The sequence below is a fragment of the Gammaproteobacteria bacterium genome, assembly GCA_013816845.1.
Classification (GTDB): domain Bacteria; phylum Pseudomonadota; class Gammaproteobacteria; order DSM-16500; family DSM-16500; genus Aquicella.
The window spans coordinates 558,995-578,266 of the sequence record JACDDU010000001.1; the positions used below are offsets into that span (position 1 = coordinate 558,995).

At 37.9% G+C, this 19,272-nt stretch carries 18 protein-coding genes; 4 read left to right on the top strand and 14 right to left on the bottom strand.

Going from position 1 to position 19,272, the window contains the following annotated elements; translation table 11 throughout:
- Positions 1 to 117 precede the first annotated feature (117 nt).
- The 5 genes from H0W64_02595 to H0W64_02615 form a co-directional block, all read right to left on the bottom strand.
- Complete coding sequence (locus H0W64_02595) at positions 118 to 777, bottom strand: GNAT family N-acetyltransferase (GenBank protein MBA3660592.1); 660 nt, start codon at positions 775 to 777, stop codon at positions 118 to 120.
- A gap of 382 nt (positions 778 to 1,159) precedes the next feature.
- Positions 1,160 to 1,798: a hypothetical protein gene (locus H0W64_02600; GenBank protein MBA3660593.1), complete on the bottom strand. Its 639-nt coding sequence runs from the start codon at positions 1,796 to 1,798 to the stop codon at positions 1,160 to 1,162.
- Positions 1,799 to 1,943: 145 nt separating this feature from the next.
- Positions 1,944 to 2,084: a helix-turn-helix domain-containing protein gene (locus H0W64_02605; protein MBA3660594.1), complete on the bottom strand. Its 141-nt coding sequence runs from the start codon at positions 2,082 to 2,084 to the stop codon at positions 1,944 to 1,946.
- Positions 2,085 to 2,145: 61 nt separating this feature from the next.
- Complete coding sequence (locus H0W64_02610) at positions 2,146 to 2,331, bottom strand: DUF190 domain-containing protein (GenBank protein ID MBA3660595.1); 186 nt, start codon at positions 2,329 to 2,331, stop codon at positions 2,146 to 2,148.
- A gap of 320 nt (positions 2,332 to 2,651) precedes the next feature.
- Positions 2,652 to 2,861 (bottom strand): hypothetical protein, encoded by a 210-nt coding sequence (locus tag H0W64_02615; protein ID MBA3660596.1) that lies wholly within the window; start codon positions 2,859 to 2,861, stop codon positions 2,652 to 2,654.
- Positions 2,862 to 3,290: 429 nt separating this feature from the next.
- Between H0W64_02615 and H0W64_02620 the strand changes: the two genes are divergently transcribed.
- Together H0W64_02620 and H0W64_02625 are read left to right on the top strand one after the other, a co-directional pair.
- Positions 3,291 to 4,571, top strand: a complete 1,281-nt coding sequence (locus tag H0W64_02620; GenBank protein ID MBA3660597.1) for a glycoside hydrolase family 16 protein — start codon at positions 3,291 to 3,293, stop codon at positions 4,569 to 4,571.
- A gap of 1,026 nt (positions 4,572 to 5,597) precedes the next feature.
- Entirely contained in the window at positions 5,598 to 6,629 is a 1,032-nt protein-coding gene (locus tag H0W64_02625; GenBank protein MBA3660598.1) for an aldo/keto reductase, read from the top strand.
- A 41-nt stretch (positions 6,630 to 6,670) separates the two neighbouring features.
- Here H0W64_02625 and H0W64_02630 read toward each other — a convergent pair whose 3' ends face one another.
- Complete coding sequence (locus tag H0W64_02630) at positions 6,671 to 8,170, bottom strand: SH3 domain-containing protein (protein MBA3660599.1); 1,500 nt, start codon at positions 8,168 to 8,170, stop codon at positions 6,671 to 6,673.
- Positions 8,171 to 8,392: 222 nt separating this feature from the next.
- On the opposite strand from H0W64_02630, the gene H0W64_02635 reads away from it, so the two are divergent.
- Positions 8,393 to 9,289 carry a hypothetical protein gene (locus H0W64_02635; GenBank protein MBA3660600.1) on the top strand — a complete coding sequence of 299 codons (897 nt, stop codon included), beginning with the start codon at positions 8,393 to 8,395 and terminating at the stop codon, positions 9,287 to 9,289.
- Here the strand turns inward: H0W64_02635 and idi are convergent.
- Both idi and H0W64_02645 read right to left on the bottom strand, forming a co-directional pair.
- Complete coding sequence (idi, locus tag H0W64_02640; GenBank protein MBA3660601.1) at positions 9,276 to 9,827, bottom strand: isopentenyl-diphosphate Delta-isomerase; 552 nt, start codon at positions 9,825 to 9,827, stop codon at positions 9,276 to 9,278. The two genes, H0W64_02635 and idi, sit on opposite strands and share 14 nt — an antisense overlap.
- The gene (locus tag H0W64_02645) at positions 9,824 to 10,729 is read right to left on the bottom strand and encodes a hypothetical protein (GenBank protein ID MBA3660602.1); all 906 of its coding nucleotides are present in this window, start codon (positions 10,727 to 10,729) and stop codon (positions 9,824 to 9,826) included. Before H0W64_02645 ends, idi begins: the two co-directional genes overlap by 4 nt.
- A gap of 55 nt (positions 10,730 to 10,784) precedes the next feature.
- Here H0W64_02645 and pgi point away from each other — a divergent pair, with 55 nt between their 5' ends.
- Positions 10,785 to 12,431, top strand: a complete 1,647-nt coding sequence (gene pgi / locus H0W64_02650) for a glucose-6-phosphate isomerase (GenBank protein ID MBA3660603.1) — start codon at positions 10,785 to 10,787, stop codon at positions 12,429 to 12,431.
- A gap of 32 nt (positions 12,432 to 12,463) precedes the next feature.
- Here pgi and H0W64_02655 read toward each other — a convergent pair whose 3' ends face one another.
- From H0W64_02655 to H0W64_02680, 6 genes are all read right to left on the bottom strand, one after another.
- Positions 12,464 to 13,843, bottom strand: a complete 1,380-nt coding sequence (locus H0W64_02655) for an alkaline phosphatase family protein (GenBank protein MBA3660604.1) — start codon at positions 13,841 to 13,843, stop codon at positions 12,464 to 12,466.
- A gap of 15 nt (positions 13,844 to 13,858) precedes the next feature.
- Complete coding sequence (gene eboE, locus H0W64_02660; GenBank protein MBA3660605.1) at positions 13,859 to 15,082, bottom strand: metabolite traffic protein EboE; 1,224 nt, start codon at positions 15,080 to 15,082, stop codon at positions 13,859 to 13,861.
- Entirely contained in the window at positions 15,079 to 16,302 is a 1,224-nt protein-coding gene (locus tag H0W64_02665; protein MBA3660606.1) for a 3-dehydroquinate synthase, read from the bottom strand. The genes eboE and H0W64_02665 overlap by 4 nt, the downstream gene beginning before the upstream one ends.
- 152 nt (positions 16,303 to 16,454) lie before the next feature.
- Positions 16,455 to 17,357, bottom strand: a complete 903-nt coding sequence (eboC, locus tag H0W64_02670; GenBank protein MBA3660607.1) for a UbiA-like protein EboC — start codon at positions 17,355 to 17,357, stop codon at positions 16,455 to 16,457.
- Between the two features lie 39 nt (positions 17,358 to 17,396).
- The gene (locus H0W64_02675) at positions 17,397 to 18,320 is read right to left on the bottom strand and encodes a TatD family hydrolase (GenBank protein MBA3660608.1); all 924 of its coding nucleotides are present in this window, start codon (positions 18,318 to 18,320) and stop codon (positions 17,397 to 17,399) included.
- A 29-nt stretch (positions 18,321 to 18,349) separates the two neighbouring features.
- A complete protein-coding gene (locus tag H0W64_02680) occupies positions 18,350 to 19,246 on the bottom strand; it encodes an EboA domain-containing protein (protein ID MBA3660609.1) in 897 nt (298 codons plus the stop codon).
- Between the last annotated feature and the right edge of the window lie 26 nt (positions 19,247 to 19,272).

Below are 19,272 nucleotides of genomic sequence, written 5' to 3' on the forward strand. Positions count from 1 at the left end.
TAAATGCACACAGTAATTTCGCTGCTTTATCCCAAATTAATCCGTACATGATTTTCTTGAAAATTAGAGATTAGTTTAAGAATTTTCTGTTACCAATTATATATGCTTTAAATATTATCAAATCTTATTGTTATTTAAGTGTGGCTGCTTAATTTCTTCCATTTTTGCGGGTTCTTTTGGTAACTCTTTTCTTAATTCATCTGTTCCCATAAAAAAGACTTGTCTATTATGGCCATATTTAACTTCTTCGCGTATTGGCTTCATACCCACACTTTTTAGTATCCTAACGGAAGCTTCATTGTCAGGGCGCGCAGTAGCAGTAATGGAAGTAAAATCTTTTCCTTTTACTTGATAATCTTGTCGGATGAGTTCAGGTGCATATTCGTTAACAACTGCTGAAACAGCTTCCTTACCATAACCATGACCCCAAGTTGATTTATCAAAAACATAAGCTATTTCTGCTTGTCCAGGTTCATCACCATATCCTAAAACAACATGTCCTATAAAGTTGTCATCGTCATTTTTAGAAATACTAAGCGAACTGAAAGGATCATTAGCATTCCAGCGTTCAACCCATGTTCCAACACGATTTTTTGTGTAATCAAAATCCCATGCTTTACCATCACCAAATTTTGTCATGACATCAGGATTACCCAAGAGATTGGCGTAATCATACAGATATGCAGTTGTGACTGACTCAATGTATAACCTTTCTGTTTCTAGGTTGACATGAAGTTCACCCGTAGTTTTATTTTTTTTAAATGTTAAATTAGGCATCGTTAGTCCATATTAGAAGTTTGTTATTAATATCTTTAATGACAGTTATATTAAATTCAAAATGACAGATGGATCAGTTTTCAATATTAACTCTGGAGTCGTGCTTTTCAAACATAATTGATTGTAGGTATTTATCTAGCTTATTAAGCATTGATCGGATTCTAAGCAACTTAGCCCATGGCGTGAAGTCTGACGACCTTTCCTTTGGAGCTGCATCATGATTTTTCTAAAAGGTATGCCCTAAAGTATTACTGGCAGCACTATCTTTCGTTCAAGTTTACTCGTAGTGCTCTTCTCCCAAGGACGCGTAAGCATCAGTACAATAAGATTCAGCATTCAGTTTTTTACTGTTTTTTCATGATAAGCGAATTCCGTACCGTTCCTAAAGCGGAGCAAAATGTATGTTTCTTTTTTCGGCAAGTTTAAGTTCTAAATTTGATGCATCACTATTAAAGGAAGCAGTGTATTTTCCTCGTATATTTTTTATATAAATTTTACCACCTATTTTTTTTTCATCGATAAACCATTCCCTTATATAATAATCGCCCTGTAAATATGCGTTTAATAAATAATTCAGTTCGGATTGATTAAGACTATTTGAACCCATACCATTCTCAGAATCATATTCTAAATAATAATGATTTCCTAAAATCATTCCAAAGAGAATTTGATCGCCCATACGAAATTTGATGGGCAGCGATTTATTATTTATTGGGATTATATGTATCTCGAGATGAGAATCATATGCTGTTTCTATAATTTTTTTAGTTACGGATTTTAATTTGTTTCTGTGTAAATCTATCCACTGCAAAATGAGTTGTTCGATCTTTTCTTGAGTCAGCACACCCTGCTCTTTTTCTGATTGCTCAATCGTTTTTGAGAATAGCGTAGATGCTAAAGCTATAAAGCATAAGATTGGTAAGAATACTACACTAAAGATTAAAGATATTGTCCGACCCATAAAGCGATAAATTGATATAAAATTTGGATTCCGGATTAAATTTTCTAAAACACTTCGCATAGTCAAAATTCTTTTAAATAAAGATGCATATTTTATCCTATATGAGTTACGTTGTAAATTAATTATACAATCAATGCTTTAGGAATATCTCTTAGAAGCTTGGCTACCTTGCTCTATCAGCTTTGGCTTATTCATTGCATCATTTCTAAATGTTAAAGCACAAGAGCTGTGCTGTGGGCACTCTCTCTATATTGCGTTTCAATTCACGACTGATCGTTGATTCATGCACGCCGGTTTCTTTGGCAAGGGCGCGTTGCGTGTACCCTGCTTTCCAAAAAGCTAAAATCTGGCATCTTTATAGATAATCTAAATGTTTGCATCCCATTTCAAGCAATTCCATTTGAAAATTAAATAGGCAGAACTATACTGATTCTACCAATAATAAATAAACAAAACTTGCGCTGATCACTTAGATCTAAGGATTCAATTATTAATGGCAAATCAAGAGAAAGCCCAACGAGTGAGGATGTATGGTTTCTAGATTCACCAAAACCGCTAATATCGCGAACAACACTAATGCCACGAACTTTCACATCATGTTTCAGATAATCAATTATCTTTTTAGTAAATGAGACGATTCAGTTATATAAATCTTTACCATTAAAATAACCACAGTTATCATAGGTTCCTTCCCCCAAATACACCCAACCAAGTTGCTGCAATACAGACTACTGTGCTAAGTAAAACATTCATTAATCAACTTAACCAATTTCCACTTTCAAACCAATTGATTGTTTCGATTAAAGAGAAGAAAAGGTCGTGTATCTACCCAGCAATCCAATTAACAATAATGCTCGAAGTTGTGAACCAAAGCTGTCAAAACGCTCCAGAGTGAGTAAAAATAATAGGCCCATTATGAAACATCACTGACATTTACGACCAATGTTCCATAAAGTATGTCTGTATTTTGTCGTGCATCAGGGATTAAGCTATCTACCTTTTCATATGGGCGAAATTTTTTATTGCTACCTGAATATGCAGATAGAGAAAATAATATATTTGCGCCAATTAAAATTAATAACTGGCCATGTGGTGTATTTACCGTTTGAAAATAGGTCTCCATGAAATAGCCAAACTGATTCAGTTATTAGGATTGTCACCTGCTTAAGCTACGTCATGGAAAAGCAGCGGTTTGTTGTGCCAAGTGCTAATCATTGACATCAAATGGTCATTACCGAGACGCAGTTAAATGGATTATTAGCGGGATTAAACTTTGAAATAATGGAAGATTTTACGGAAATAGAATACGACAAAATATTTTAAAAAATGTGGTAATTTATGCTGTATTTGTTGCGATGCGCGCATGAAATAAATACTGCATATTAAGAAAAATCAAAAGAAGAATTATTGGCGCTCTTGTTGGAAAAGGATAGCTAAGTTAATTCTCTAACAGAGTTAGAAGGAATTTAATTGGTACCTTAGAACCCAGATGTTGCTATCTTTTCCTTGAGCAAGTACATTACAAAATTCTGTATCTATCGAGGGAACGATTATGAAAATTCAGATTAAGCAATTAACATTGCTACTATTTAGTATTGTAGGCAGTACCCAAATCCAAGCTGCACCATGTCCTTTCAACAATAAAATTAGTTGTACGGTAGTAAAAGATATTCTAAACGATAGAGCCGCAAATGGTTTGCGTTATTATGCACCTACAAATTATGATCACCGTAAATCCGGTGAAATAAATGTGTTCGATGCAAGCTTAGTTCAGTCTTATACTGATGGCGTTAATGCCCCGGGACAATTGAAATTAACAGCCAAACGTATCAACGCTGGTTTCTTCAAGTCCGGTGAAATTATGACGCGGCATAACTTAGATCAACCACCTTATAATGCCCCCACGAAAAGCGTTCAATTCACCACAAAAGATATTAAGCATGGGTACTTTGAAGCAAAAGTAAAATTACCAAAATGCGACACGAGTGATGACGGCCTTTGTCAAAGAGGTGCGGCGCCACAATCTTACACCCGAGGTTTATGGCCTTCCGTTTGGTTATTACCAACAAAGGATACCCCATGGCCAAGTAATGGTGAAATTGACATTTTTGAAGCTTACAAAAAATCTGAAGGAATCAATGTCGGTACAGCTGCATTACATTTTAATGGTAACGATCCCCGATGTGGTGGCAACGATTGCAAAGGCATAGGTATGCATTTACCTAATGCGATAACCACTGACCCCTTGTATTCTACGTTTCACACTTGGGGATTCGAATGGGAGCCTGATCCTAAAAGCACGCGCGGCGGTGTGATCATGACAGGTTATTTTGACAATAAAAAACAATGGGGTCCCCTGCGCACCGAAACTTTACCAGGAGATGGTCCAGCTGCTATGGCGCGAGGTTTTAGCGATCCCAATGGTGGGTTTTATTTAATCACGGCGGTAGCTGTCGGGGGGCCTTATGCAGGTGCAACGAACCCACATTTACAAACTGCGAGTATGTATGTGCAAAGCATCAAAGCTTATTCAGTCTGGGGCAATACTCCCCCACCTCCTCCGGGAACTTGCTTAGCACCCACTAAGATCAATGCACAGGTATCTAAGGATAAAAAGAAGGTCGTTCTAACTTGGCAGGAACCTGCTAACTCTGATCCAATTTCAGGCTATCAAGTTAGTGACTGGTTAAATCGAGTTATTTGGACAGGAACAACAAGAAAGTTTATTGATAGAACTTTACCTGGGCGCCCTGGAGATTATGTTTATTTTCTCTATTCTAATTGTTCTGGAAAGCTCTCACAAAGCGTTAAGTATGATGTAAACATCAAGTAAAGCATCAATGAATCAATTGTCATGCTGGCTTGTACAACGCGAGAAGCAATCCCATAGACGGGATTGCTTTTGGCCAGTTGGTCTCTGAAACAATCTGGTTCCACCCTCGTTCTATCTAACCTGAATGCTTAGCACTTTCCAGGGCTTCGTTGCGACATGTTTCGCGTATCTTCTTGTAGGTTTAATTTGGGTTATTCATCAAACCAATTTCAAAATCATTTAAGTATCGAATCACATTTATAATAGAGACTAAATTTTATTTTTTTAAAAAATTCATTAGTTACGTTTTAAATAAGGTGGCAGCATGACTGAACTTGCTTTGAAACATTTTCTTGAAACGCACTGCTTATTGATTTCATCCTGTGCATCTCCCTCATGAATGGTAAATAACATCCATCATGAATGTTCTCGTCCCGAAAAAAACCGACACTCACTAAGCGACAATTTTTGCTTCAAAATAAACTGGGCTTTAATAACCAAGCCTAGAATGAAAACATTTTCAATTGTAATACCCAATAATCTAATAAATGTATCACTATTTTTTCTACTTTATATCACATCATAATACTATCTGAAATTTTCTAATTTTAGACGACCTTCAATACCTAATTTTTATTAGCTCGAAGATATATTGTTGACTAATGTGATCAAGATTGTTGAGCTTGCTATTAATGTAAAAATATCTTACATAGAATCCCTTTACAGATTAGAAAAAAACTTTTTACTTGGGTCGCAGAGATTGAAGAGAGAGGGCTTAACGAAATAAGAAAAATACCTGGGTATCATGATGAGTCAAAAGGTAAATTGAATTTATACTTATCGAAGAGGTAACACCGCATGACTATCTTATGTGAAAAAACGTGAGCATCGCTTGCTTAACATTGCTTTTAAAAGCGTCTGCCGTCCTGGAAAGTTTTAAAGAATAATTTGTATGGATCGTGAGGGTCAGTGCTGCAATTGTTTTAATTCTTGATGAGAATTAGCATACAATTAACATCATCTAAACCAACTTCAAGGTGGAACGTAATGGAATATCGACAACTGGGTTACTCAGGGCTGCAAGTGCCTGTTTTGAGTTTCGGCACAGGTACTTTTGGTGGACGGGGTGATTTTTTTAAAGCCTGGGGTTCTACCGATGTAAAGGAAGCGACGCGACTTGTTGATATTTGTTTAGAGGCAGGCGTCAATATGTTTGATACCGCAGATATTTATTCTGATGGTCTTGCTGAAGAAGTGCTGGGAGCAGCGCTTCAAGGGCGACGTGATAAGACGCTTATTTCTACCAAAACAACTTTCCGTTTTGGGAAAGGTCCCAATGATGTAGGTTCTTCGCGTTATCACATCATCGAAGCGTGTGAGGGAAGTTTGAAACGCTTAGGTACAGATTACATTGATCTTTATCAAATGCATGGTTTTGACGCTAAGACACCGGTCGAAGAAACTTTAAGTGCACTTGATAATCTTATCCAAAGTGGCAAGGTACGTTACATTGGATGTTCAAATTTTTCAGGTTGGCATTTAATGAAATCGTTAGCCGTTTCGGAAAAATATGGTTTAGGTCGCTATGTGGCTTATCAAGGTTATTATTCTTTAATCGGTCGAGATTATGAGTGGGAACTTATGCCGCTTGCTGTAGATCAACAAGTAGGTTTAGTTGTCTGGAGTCCGCTTGGATGGGGTCGGTTAACAGGAAAAATTCGCCGTAGTCAACCGATGCCAAAAGTAAGTCGTTTACATGCAACGGCTGAAATGGGACCCCCCGTTCCTGATGAATATCTTTTTGAGGTTATTGATGTGATGGATCAAATCGCAGAAGAAACTGGAAAAACAATTCCACAAATTGCAATTAATTGGTTGTTGCAAAGACCAACTGTTGCCAATGTTATCATTGGTGCAAGAGATGAAACGCAACTTCGCCAAAATCTAGGTGCACTGGGATGGCATTTAACGCCGCAACATATGGAAAAGCTTAATGCTGTGACTAAGCGGACGCCCATTTATCCCTACTGGCATCAGAATAGTTTTAGTGAGCGTAACCCCGCCCCGGTTCAAGACTAAGTTGTTACTCCCATCACCTGAAGCAGGAAGCCCCTGCTTCATTATGGTGTCATAAAATTACTTGGGAACATTAGTGATTTGATATCGAAAAATTTCTGTATTAATTGCGCATTGGCATTAGGAACTTCACTTAGGTAAGAAAGTTGAAAAAATTTGCCACTCGCAGGCGATGCGAGCGTTGTATCTTCGGGGTATTTAAGCAGCATAGGAAAGAGCACTGACTGACCTATAACTGCACGTCGTGTTGAAGGCGTTGGGTGGAGACCCCACATATTTTGATAAGTCATCGCCATAAGCGATTGGTGATCATAAGGATTTGGATAATTGCCAACATAAAGCACCACATGGCCGCCCAAATACACCAATGTTAAAAACTTTTCGCCATTTTCCATGAGATAAGCTAGGCGTTTTTCTGTAGTAGCAAAAGTCATGTCCACTATTTTTCCTTGGGTTACTTGGTCGGAAGAATGGCGTGGTATCCAAATGCCAAAGGGTGTTAATAAGCTTTTAAGTTCCGCCGAACAATCATTGTATAAATATATACTGCCCCAACCATAAGGCCGATTAATTAGCGTTTTCATAATCAGTGCAAAATGTTTTGGTGTAGCTGCTAAAGGCATGATTACTGCTTGACTCGGGGAAACTACAGCATTTTTAATAATTGCATTCCCATCAGTATCTTTAACGGGAACCATGAGCTTCATGCCCTTTGCAGTATCCACTGGAAATACTGAACCTACATAAGATTGCAATAATAACTTACCTTTGTTATCGACCAGACTCGTTGCTGTTTCGATAATGGCTGCCAGCTTATTTTTAGCGGCAAGTGTCCATGTATTAACAAAATAAGAATTAGTCCTTGCAATACCAAGACTTTTAACCCAACCGATAAAATCCGGTGTAACGACTAACGCCCACGCGCGATCTCGCGTTTCTCCAACAATATACACTGGGGTGCCGGCCCATAAAGATGACATTTGTAAATTATCAAAAGGAAAACCTTCACCGGCCAATTTGAAAGAGTAAAAATGCACATCATCGGTAGGTAGCGCGCGAGCATGGAGATTATCAATAGCTATGCCACGATTCCCATCTTGATAAATAAGGTTATCAAATTGTGCGAGGTTAATGTTTTTGCTAATTTTATCAATCCAAGCTTGGCTGTAAGGCCGGTAATTTTCTCCATAACCTATTTCACTATCGGATTTACCGGTGTTGCTAAAATTTATTAACAAATTTTGTTCGTTCGTTTTTAAATCATTGGGAGAAGCATAATGTAAAATCTGATTAACATACTCAGGGTTCCATGGTGATGTAGAACCAAAATAACGATCGATATAAATAGCAAGACGTTTTTGTTGCGAGTTGGCAGTGAGTAATTCTTTTTCGTAATCAGCATCATTGGGTTTGAACCAATTCGATAGCGTTTGATCATAATGATCCAGTGAAAATAGGCTGATACGATCTTCACTTGCGTACGTTGCGAGAGGCAAAAACAAAATAAGACCCATCGAAATTAATTTTCTTTTTAATGTATTCATGATTTTTTACCTGAGGGCACATGTCGATCAAATTATTTGAGTAAATTTTTACATGGGCGGTTCAAAAATTGAGCAGGCTATTATAGCAAAATATAAATAAAAGCGGGAGATTTGGGACGACGGTGAATGGTAAGCAATTTAAATAATATTAATCAATAAGTTACAATATAATCTTTAGGTCGCTTCGATGGTCTATACTAAAAAAATAAAGGAGAAAAATCAGTGATTGAAACCCCATTCCATACTTCGGCACACGCTAAATGCATCCTTGCTGGCGAGCATGCGGTTTTAAGCGGTTGCCCTGCCCTTGTTGCCCCGATCGTCCAAATGTCCATGTCACTTAGTTTTCAGCCTTCTGAGCTCCCCTTAGAGCTTGTTTGCAGGACACCTTATGAAGATACTTTTCGATTGTTTTTTTGGAATACGTTTATGAGCGGGTTGCAGCTACTTAAGAAAAATAAATGGGAAATAAAAGGAAAATTTGATTTAGAAAATAATATACAAATGGGGGCAGGAGTGGGTTTCTCTTCCGCCTTATGTGTGGCGATTACTCGTTTTTTTATTTGGTCTCAATGGCTAGAAGAAGATAAATTATTTGAATTCGCTCGAAAACTCGAAAATATATTTCATGGACAAAGCAGCGGACTAGATATCGCTGGTGCTATTGCTAATCATATTGTTCATTTTGAAAAGTCGGGCGAGATCCATGAAATTCAAACCAATTGGCAACCCCTCTTCTATCTTTCTTATTCTGGATACGGAAAAAATACGAGTGAAGCTGTGAATCATGTTAAAAAAATTAGACACAATAATCCCGATGTTGCAAAAGCAATTGATGAGGAAATGCGCCAGAGCGTACTTATGATAGAAGAAAGCTTAAAGATGGGTGCGGATCGAGGCTTACCTTTATTGCAAGCAGCTATTGATCATGCCAATCATTGCTTCGAATCGTGGAATTTAATACCGCCTGAATTACAAAAGCATATTGATGAGTTGCATCAGTTAGGTGCGATCGCGGTCAAGCCAACAGGTGCAGGGATAGGCGGATATGTATTAAGTCTTTGGGATAAAACACCACCCACTCAATCTAAAATCGAGCTTGTTTCTATCTTCGAATAAGCTTTGCAGGATATTCCTGTATAGCAATCGTTAGCGCTTGCTGCAACCAAGGGGTATACATTTTCTGTCGCGTTGACAAGCCGCGTTCCAACTGAGGAATGGTAACCCATTTGTAACTTTCAACTTCATTAGGGTTAATATTAATTTTATCATTATTATAATCCCCAACAAAAACATGATCGATTTCATTTTCAGTCATGCCATTGTTAAACTTAGCGATATAATGAAATTTATCTAAATATTTAAGTTTGGCATGTATGCCCATTTCATCGAATAAGCGCCTTTCTGCGGACTGTTTAATTTTTTCTTTTGGATGAGGATGAGAACAGCAAGTATTAGTCCAGAGTCCCCCACCATGATATTTTGCTTTGCTACGTTGCTGTAATAAAACTTCAAGCCTATGGTTGCGAATGCGAAAAATAAAAACAGAAAAAGCACGATGAAGCATGCCGAAACGGTGTGCAGTTAATTTTTCGATAAAACCTAATTTTTTATCTTGGGGGTTAACCAAAATAATTTGTTCTGCTTGTTTATTCATATCGACATCGCCTTTACTTCTAAACCATGGGCAGCATCCTTACCATATTGAATGATATGGAGCTGTTTTTTTTGCAACCACGTTAAAATTTTATTGAGATGTTGTTCGTCAAATAAAATTAAAATAATATCCGCTCCCATTGCGCCGCATCCTTTGCTGGCAAGAATTTCAGGCAGCTTAGCAAGGTCATTAAGAATTGCAAGTGTTCGGCTCGCAACGAGATTTCTTTGTTTTAAAGCTTCACCATATTGATTGATACTCTCAATAAAGCCTTGCGCTTTATTTTCCTCTAAACTCTCTATACCCTGTTTAACAATTCGTTTTAAAACTTCATCATCCCCTTGATAATTTAATTGCTGCAAATGCGTATGGGTTGCAAGTTTATCATGGGTGTGGATGAGACAATATTGTAATGTTTCAAAAGGCCAAGCGAAGGTTTGGTGATATTTACTTTGGCTGTCAAAGTAACAAACTTTACCATGCAATTGCGCAATGACATCTGCACCGCTCGGTGGGGTACCGCTTCCTTCCCAAGCAACTTGCAAATATTTTTTCAACATTTCAGTATCATTTATTTTCTGATCAAGAATATGATTTTTTAAGGCAAAGACCATAACAAATTGGGCGCTCGACGCACCCAAACCACCCAGGCCCTGGTAAGGGTCTTGGAATGTAATGTGATAACTATGATAAAAAATGTCCGATTTAATGAGTTTTCCAGCTGGGCTATCAGCATGAATTTCTAATGCGCTCGCATGGTTTTCGTCGGCGTGTTGCGAAGCATACAATTCAAAGCGCGGATTCGTTGTGAGGATAAGACCTGGTCCACCGCGGAGAACAATATATTCCCCTAATAAGAATGTCTTGCTTGGAACACTAAGTTGCAATGAGATATACTGCAAGCCAGCTCCTTTTTAAGAAAATTAAACCTCTACTTTAATTAATTATAATCCAAAAATGACTAAAATAACTGAACTTACACCCTGGATTTCCCTAGTTGCACATCAAAAAGAAATAGCCTCGCATTCGATGCGAGACTGGTTTAATCGCGATTCTAAGCGCTTTGAGCGTTTTTCTTTACGAGTTGGCGACATTCTAGTGGATTACTCTCGTAATCGTATAGATGAAAATACGATAAATCTCTTTATTGAACTCGGGTTAGCCCTTGATTTAGAAGCCAAAATTAAAAGTCTTTTTGCGGGTGATGCAATTAATTTTACTGAAAAACAACCGGCTTTGCATCCAGCCTTACGTGATTTAAGTAATAAATCGTTAACATTAAACGGGCAGAATATTAGTACCGAAATTGCAACCGTTAAAAACAACATCGCCTTTTTTGTTGATAAAATATTATCAGGTGAATGGAAGGGTTCAACGGGAAAAGCTATTCAAACTATCGTCAATCTTGGCATTGGCGGTTCGTATCTTGGGCCGCTCATGACTACTGAAGCCTTGGCAGATTTTAGCCATGGAAATTTACACAGTTATTTTCTTTCAGGTGTCGATGACGCTTACTTACATGATGTCCTCAATCAAATTGATCCTGAAACAACGCTGTTTATTATTTCCTCCAAATCATTTTCAACGATTGAAACCCTCACGAATGCTAAATCCATTCGTCATTGGTTGAAAACAAAATTAGGTGACCGTGATCTCAAACAACATTTTATCGCTATCACTGCAAATTCTAAAAAAGCGATTGAATTTGGTATTGAGTCATCCCATATTTTTCCAATATGGAATTGGGTTGGCGGTCGTTACTCCATTTGGTCGGCAATTGGCTTGCCGCTAGCGCTTATGATTGGCAATGAAAATTTTAAGGAATTTTTAGCAGGTGCTGATGAAATGGATCAGCATTTTCGTAGCGCACCCTTAGGAAAAAATCTTCCGTTTATCCTGGCTCTTTTAGATATTTGGTACATAAATTTTTTTGGTGCAACAGCTAAGGCAATAGCTCCTTATGGGTATCGATTGCGACATTTTGTTTCTTATTTACAGCAAGCTGAAATGGAAAGTAATGGTAAAAGTGTAACGTTGAAAGGTGAGCACGTTCAGTATACAACTAGCACCGTTATTTTTGGTCAAGAAGGCTGTGATGGACAGCATGCCTATCATCAATTGCTGCATCAAGGCACTCAAATGATTCCTGTTGATTTTATAATAATAGGAAAAAATCATTATCATGAGACGGCAAACCATCATGATATTTTAATGGCAAGTTGTTTAAGCCAGGCTCAAGCGCTCATGCGTGGTAAAACTATTAAGGAAGCTAAAGAAGAATTATTAGCATCGCATCATACAGATGAAGAAGCAGAAGCTTTAGCACCCCATCATATGATTCCAGGAAATAAACCAAGTAATATTTTATTAATTGACGAGCTGACACCAAAAAACCTAGGCGCTTTAATTGCACTCTATGAGCATAAAATTTTTGTTGAAAGTGTTATCTGGAATATTAATGCTTTTGATCAATTTGGTGTTGAGCTAGGCAAGCAACTATTGCCTAAAATTTTAAACTTATTACAAAATGAAGACCAAAGTATTTCAACGGATTGTGCAACAACTGCTTTAATTGCTTATTATCAGAAATTAAAATCTAGATGAAAGTAATTCTTTAAAAGAATATTCAGTCAAGGTTATTCATTCTTTAAATGATCGAGAATAATATCGAAAACTTCAACCGCTTCAATATTATTTTTAGATAATAAATTACTTTGTTTGGAAATAAGGAGCGGCCCTTCTTGATCTGTATCAGGGTAACGGCCGTGTGATCCTTTTACTAATGTTGCATCGAGAGGGATGACATCAAGCAGATAACGAAAACCTAACTTTTTCTTAAGAAGTTTAAGCATTACTTTAAGTTTGATCGCTTTGATTTTTGGATCGACAAAAAGTTCCGCAGGGTCATAACCCGGCTTGCGATGAATATCCACAGTGCGCGCAAAATCGGGTGCTTTGTTTTCATCTAACCAGTAATAGTAAGTAAACCAAGATTTAGCATCGGCTACGGCAATTAATTCACCTGACCGAGGATGGTTCAAGTGATGCTTTACTTTATCTTCTTCACCAAACACCGACTCAATACCCGGAACCGATTCTAATAATTTTTTAACTTCTTCAAGTTTACTCAAGTCATTCACGTAAACGTGTGCTAATTGATGATCGACTACTGCAAATGCTGCAGAAGCACCTGCATCCAGTAATTCACCACCCTGTTCTTCGCGAACTTCAAGGTAGCCATGTTGACGTAAAACTCTATTAATATCGATCGGTTGGCTGACATTGGTAATGCCATACTCTGAGAGCACAATAACTTGCGTATCTCTTGCTTCATAGAATGTAATTAAGTCTTCACATACTTTATCTATTTCCTGAAGGTTCTTCGCAACGACACTTGCGTCATCAGGGCCCACGCGTTGTAAATCATAATCTAAATGAGGTAAATAAATTAAGGTCAAGGTACTTGGACGTAGTTTTTCTACTTCCATAGCAGCTTTCGCAATCCAGTCTGAAGATTTAATCGATGTTTTCGGTCCCCAAAAATCAAATAAAGGAAATGTGCCAAGTTTAGATTGTAAAATATTGCGTAACTCTGCTGGGTAGGTATAACAATCAGAAAATTTTTTGCCATCTGCAGCATAAATGGGTCGGGGTGTTGCGGAAGTGTCAGCCGTTAAATACATGTTGTACCACCAAAACATATTGGAACAACTAAAAGTAGGATCCATTTCCTTGGCGACGTCCCAAATCTTGGGAGCTGTGATTAACTTATTAGATTGGCGCCAAAATTTAACTTCACATTCATCCCGAAAATACCAACCATTGCCAACAATGCCATGTTCGCTTGGCCACTTTCCAGTGACATAACAAGTTTGAACAGAACAAGTTACAGCAGGAAGCGCGGGCTTAATGTAGGTTACCTTCCCAGCCTTCGTCCATTGCGAAAGAAAAGGCATATTCTCACCAATAAGTGAGTGAGTTAATCCTACAACATTAATAACAAGGGTTTTTTTCATTACTTATTCATCCGTTTAAAATTGCTGCATAATCCATTTGTATTCTCTCTCAATCGAAGCATTAATATCTAGCTGTAACGCTTTCGGTAGTACTTCCCAAGTATATGTTTCTATTTCTAAATGACTTGCGGCTTTATTTTCTTGTAAGAGTTTGAATACTTTTATTATATCACTTTGAGTTGATTCTAATTCATGGTATTGCTCTAAAAAAATGGGCACATGAAAATGAGTGCGCAATTCTTGCATAGCTTGATCCTTATCTTTCAAACGATTGGTAAGATAAGCATGATTTAAGTCAGCATAATGAGCAAGTTTACCGTCGGCGTTTTTTTGAATAATTTGGTGCAAATAAACTGGATCAATAAATTGTGATAAGGATTGAAGTGCTGCATCACGACGCTTAGGATCTTTTTCTAAATTGCATTTGAGTGCCGCACTGACTTGAACTTTGCCAATTAGAATTCCTGCTTTCTTTAATTTTTCAAAAACTACGGCAGCATCTTCGTACTCGACCGACGAATGACAAATGTCATAGCAAATTTGTACATGGCGTCGAATGTGTTCCTCAGCTTCAGTGAGTGAAATATTCATTAATTTAGCAAGATTTTTCCCACCGATAGGAATGAGCCAATTGCTAAAAAAATCTATCGCTTCATCGACGGTTTCTATTAAACAATCAGGTTCAGGTTCTATATCAATGTGAATTAATTTTCCCGAATCTTGATATTGAAGGGCCATACTTTTAACTATTTCACTTAAATACAAACTGGATTGGTTGTACACTTCTTTGGTGCTTTTTGCATTTAACCATGGCTTGTATGATAAAGGTGAAGTAGAGAAACCACTTTCTCCACCGGGCGGTGTTAATTCTTCCAGCACTTTTAATAATCGAAAACTATAATCCCGACGTGTGACTTGGGTCCAATCCGGAGCATAGACTTGCTCTTTCACACGTTGATCATGAAATTGTCCATAAGGAAAACCATTAATCGTCATCACATAAAGTTGATGCTCATTGAGCCACGATTTAAAATGGTCTAATTCGTAATGATGTAAGAGATCAACAGCTGCTTGGTTTGATAAACGTAAACCAATACCAAATTTTTTATCAGGTGCGAGATGTGATTTTAATTGGGGAACATGGGTTTTCAGTGCTGTGAACACTTCATCCCATGTTTCCCCGCGATGAATATTAGAACAGTATGTTAAATCAAAAAATCCCTTCTGATCTATAATCATAACTCTCCTAGGGCTTTTGTGTTTTTAGTTTTGGATTCAGTTTTTTCACCGTAACGATCTTTTAGAATGTCAATTGCACGACGATAAGCTTGAAAATCGACAGAGTGAACCTCAATGCCCTTCCCTATTTTATCGAGCAACATAATGGTAAGCTCGCCCCCTAAATGCTCACGAAATTCTGTCAATCCTCTAAAGATACTCTCGTTAGATTCAGGATCCTCCGTAATTGCTGATAACTCTGGAACATATAGATTGAGTCCTAGTCCTTCTAAGGTTTCTAAAACTTGCTTCCATTCTTTTGCAGTTAACAATCCAATTAAATGGGAATATGTCGTGTCTAACGCTACACCAATTGCAACCGCTTCACCGTGATGCAATCGATAGTTGGTTAGTTGTTCTAATTTATGCGCGGCCCAGTGACCGAAATCTAAGGGGCGTGATGATCCTAATTCAAACGGGTCGCCTGCCGTGCCGATATGAAGCATGTGTAATTCGGCTGATCGCCAGATAATTTCTTGCATAGCAACTGGATCTTTTTCATAACGAATTTTTTCTTTGTTTTCTCTAATAAATTGAAAGAGACTTGCGTCTTTAATGAGAGAGACTTTGACCGCTTCTGCTAATCCAGATAACCAATCTCGCACTTCTAAGCTTTTCAAAAACTGAAAATCGTTAATGACAGCATAAGGTGGAGCGAATGTACCAATCCAGTTTTTCTTACCAAAATGGTTAACGCCGTTTTTTACACCAACACCCGAGTCATCTTGTGACAAGACAGTCGTTGGCATTCGTATACAACGTATACCGCGATGGGCAGTTGCTGCAACAAAACCAACAGCATCTAGTAAAGCACCACCACCAATAGCAATGATATAAGAATGGCGACAAATACGATCGTCATTGATGTGTTGATAAATTTCTTCAAGGACTTTTGGATCATTTTTAATGGGCTCACCACCTGTGACTCTTAGCGGTGGCTCGCACAATGTGAGTACATCGCTATGTGCCTTCATGTACGCATCAATTTGATCCATCAATTGGGGTTGCGTTTGGGCAATGCGCTCATCGATGACAATCAAAATTTTAGCGGGACCTTTGGCTTGTTTTTTAACAACAGAAGTTAAGATGGTGTTATCTAGCTCAAAGACGCCTTCGGTAAAATAGGCTTCGTAATTGTAATTAACTGCAAAGGATTGGTTCAGGACTTTGATAAGCTTCATATGCCACCTTTTTTATGATTAATGTATAAATTAAACTCAATATAGTTAAAGTATAGACAAGCTTTGACCAATAAGTGTTAAGAGTTTTTTTATATAAAAATCAAAAAGATAAGTGAAAAATGGCATTTAAAGCTTTAAGAAGGGAGTCTTCTTTAAGAGATAACAAAACGACGTGATAAGAGCATTGCAGGGATGATTAGAGCTACCATAAAAACGCCATACCAAATCCCAGCGAAGCCCGCGGCAATTCCTGCGTCCAAAATGACCCAAGAAAGAATACCTGCTACAACGGCTGTTTTAACCCGTTCAGGGCTGGGTGTCAAAATGGCTTTAAAAAGGGTGAAGAAGGAAAAAAATATAAATAACAGATAAAAGGGTAAAGATGAATAGAAAGCGTAATTAGGAAAATAGCCCAATGCGCACGCTAAGATGAGTGCAATGCAGTACAAGAGCAACCCTGCGATTAATAGTGCACGGGAGCTTCCCAAAACTTCACCTTTGCTTACTAAAGTAACCCCTGAGATAAAAAATAGTGGAATAAACATAAGTACCCAGTAAATTTCGAGATGCGTTTGACTGATACTTAGTCCTAACAACAAATTTCCACATCGACATAGCGCCATACTGAGAGGGCCAAGCCACAGAGAATCTTTACTTAAAAAATTATAATTAAGGATGAGTAATAGAATAATTACTGCGATGAAGCCACTTATGGGCGATGCAATAAATGCCGCGGCTATACCAATGACTAAGAATGAAATAGCTGAAAGGGTAGCGCTGCGTAAACTAATAATTCCTTTCGGGATAGGTCGTTCGGGACGTTCAATTTTATCCAACTCGACGTCTGCAATATCATTTAAAACAATACCGCCACTGTATAAACCAGCGGTTGCAATTAAGAGTAAGCAAAGTGACATCAGAAAGTTGGGTAAGAGTTCTGGATGATTAAAAATAATAGGGATTGCGGCAACACCAAAACCTGCGAAGATATCTGCAAAAGAAGTAATAATATTCGCAGGTCTAATAAGAGACAAATAAGCATTTAACTTGGTCATATGTCTCTATACCACCTTTAAAATAAAATCTGAAGTTTACTAAGTCACAACGTTACTATCACTTATATAATCCAAACCTGACGTTTGGCCACGCAATACAGAGTTCCCTTGGAATAAAGCTCTGTCATCCACTTCAGAGGGATGGGTCCAATCCTCTTCTTTCATTTTGCCGCTTTGTCCGTAGGCAGTCAGGGCGTTTTGATAACATACTTGCCTCACTTGTTCAATGGGAACGCCCCGTTCCAACATGAGTTGCGACGTTTTATAAACAGAAAGAACATCACTGCAACCCCAATCCGCGGAACTATCAACCATAATATGGTCGGTGCCGTAGGTTTTTAAAATTTCAATCATTCGTTCATTACCCATTTTGGTTTTAGGATAGATGGTAAACGCGGCCCAAAAACCTCGGTCTAAAACCTCTTTTGCTGTTTCTTCATTGTTGTGATCAATAATGACTTTGTTAGGATCAATGCCGTGCTCAATGCAAATTTCCATACTACGAATAGTTCCTTGTTTCTTATCGCGATGTGGAGTATGAACATTGACAACCATGTCTAATTCTTTGGCGATATCCAATTGCCTACGATAATATTTCTCTTCTAAAGCTGTTTGATCATCTAAGCCAATTTCACCAATTGCAACCACGCCTTCTTTACATGCGTATAATGGAATAAGTTCCATTACTTCTTCGGCCAAAGCTTCGTTATTTGCTTCTTTCGCATTTAAACCAATTGCACAATAGTGGCGAATGCCAAATTGACCTGCACGGAATCTTTCCCAACCAATGAGACTACTAAAATAATCTTGGAAAGAACCCACAGTAGTTCGAGGCTGTCCCAACCAAAATGCAGGTTCAATGATTGCGACAACGCCTGCTTTGTTCAGTTTAACCAAATCATCAGTTGTACGGGACGTCATATGAATGTGGGGATCAATTAGCATCATTTTTTTATCTACCATGACAATCTCCTGGTATTCTTCAATTAATTTTAATCAATTAAAGCTTTTTCAAAAGCTTGGCCTTTTTGAATATCACTCTGCATTTCTTTATTTCTTGCAGCATGTTGATCAAGAAGTTTTTTAGCTTCAGGTAACTGACTGCAATTTAATGCGAGTAGAGCGCCATCACGTAAGATGTCACGCTTGTCATCTAGAAAGCTTTTGAGTAAGCCAATGCTTTCTGCATCTGATGAAAAACCAATAAGGCTCCAAAGCTCGGGTCGAATTTTCCGGTTAGCTGCATAACGTTCTTCTGCAGTATTCATTAAAGCTTTAGCAAGTTGAGGATTAGCTCTACGCTTGAGTCCAATGATTTGCTCAACTTTGCTATCCACATGCAGTGTTTTTAATACAACTTGGTTCCAACCAATTTCATCGAAGAAATCAGCCGGATAAGGATTATTTAAGGCGATGGCATCAAAAACAGAAAGCATATTACTGCGAATACCATTGGTTGCATGTAATAAGAAATCGTTGGGATTGGGGAATAGAGGTAAAGCTTGATAAAGCGTTATCAATTCATTTACATCTGCTGCAGCAAAAATTTTATCGAGTGCCTTTTTGAAGTCTTGGCCTCGGTGCTTTGCAAAATTTAATAGTAAATAGGTGCGAGCTAACTGTGCAGAAGACCAGCCCGAAGGGTGCCAATTTTTACGAAGGGTGGAGAATTGTTTCAAATCATTTTCAGATAAAGGAAGGACATCACTATCAAAATATCGCGGAATTGAACTAAAGGTCATGAAAAGCGGTGCATCAGAATTTGCCGATATAATTTTCTTTTCACTTTCTTTAAGCCAGTTAATCGAAGCTTCCGGCGCATTTTTTTCTAGCCATTTACTAAGCAAAGTAATGGATAAATCTAAGTCGGCTTGGTTGGTTACTTCCATAATGATCCCTTCAAGTCATGATTACA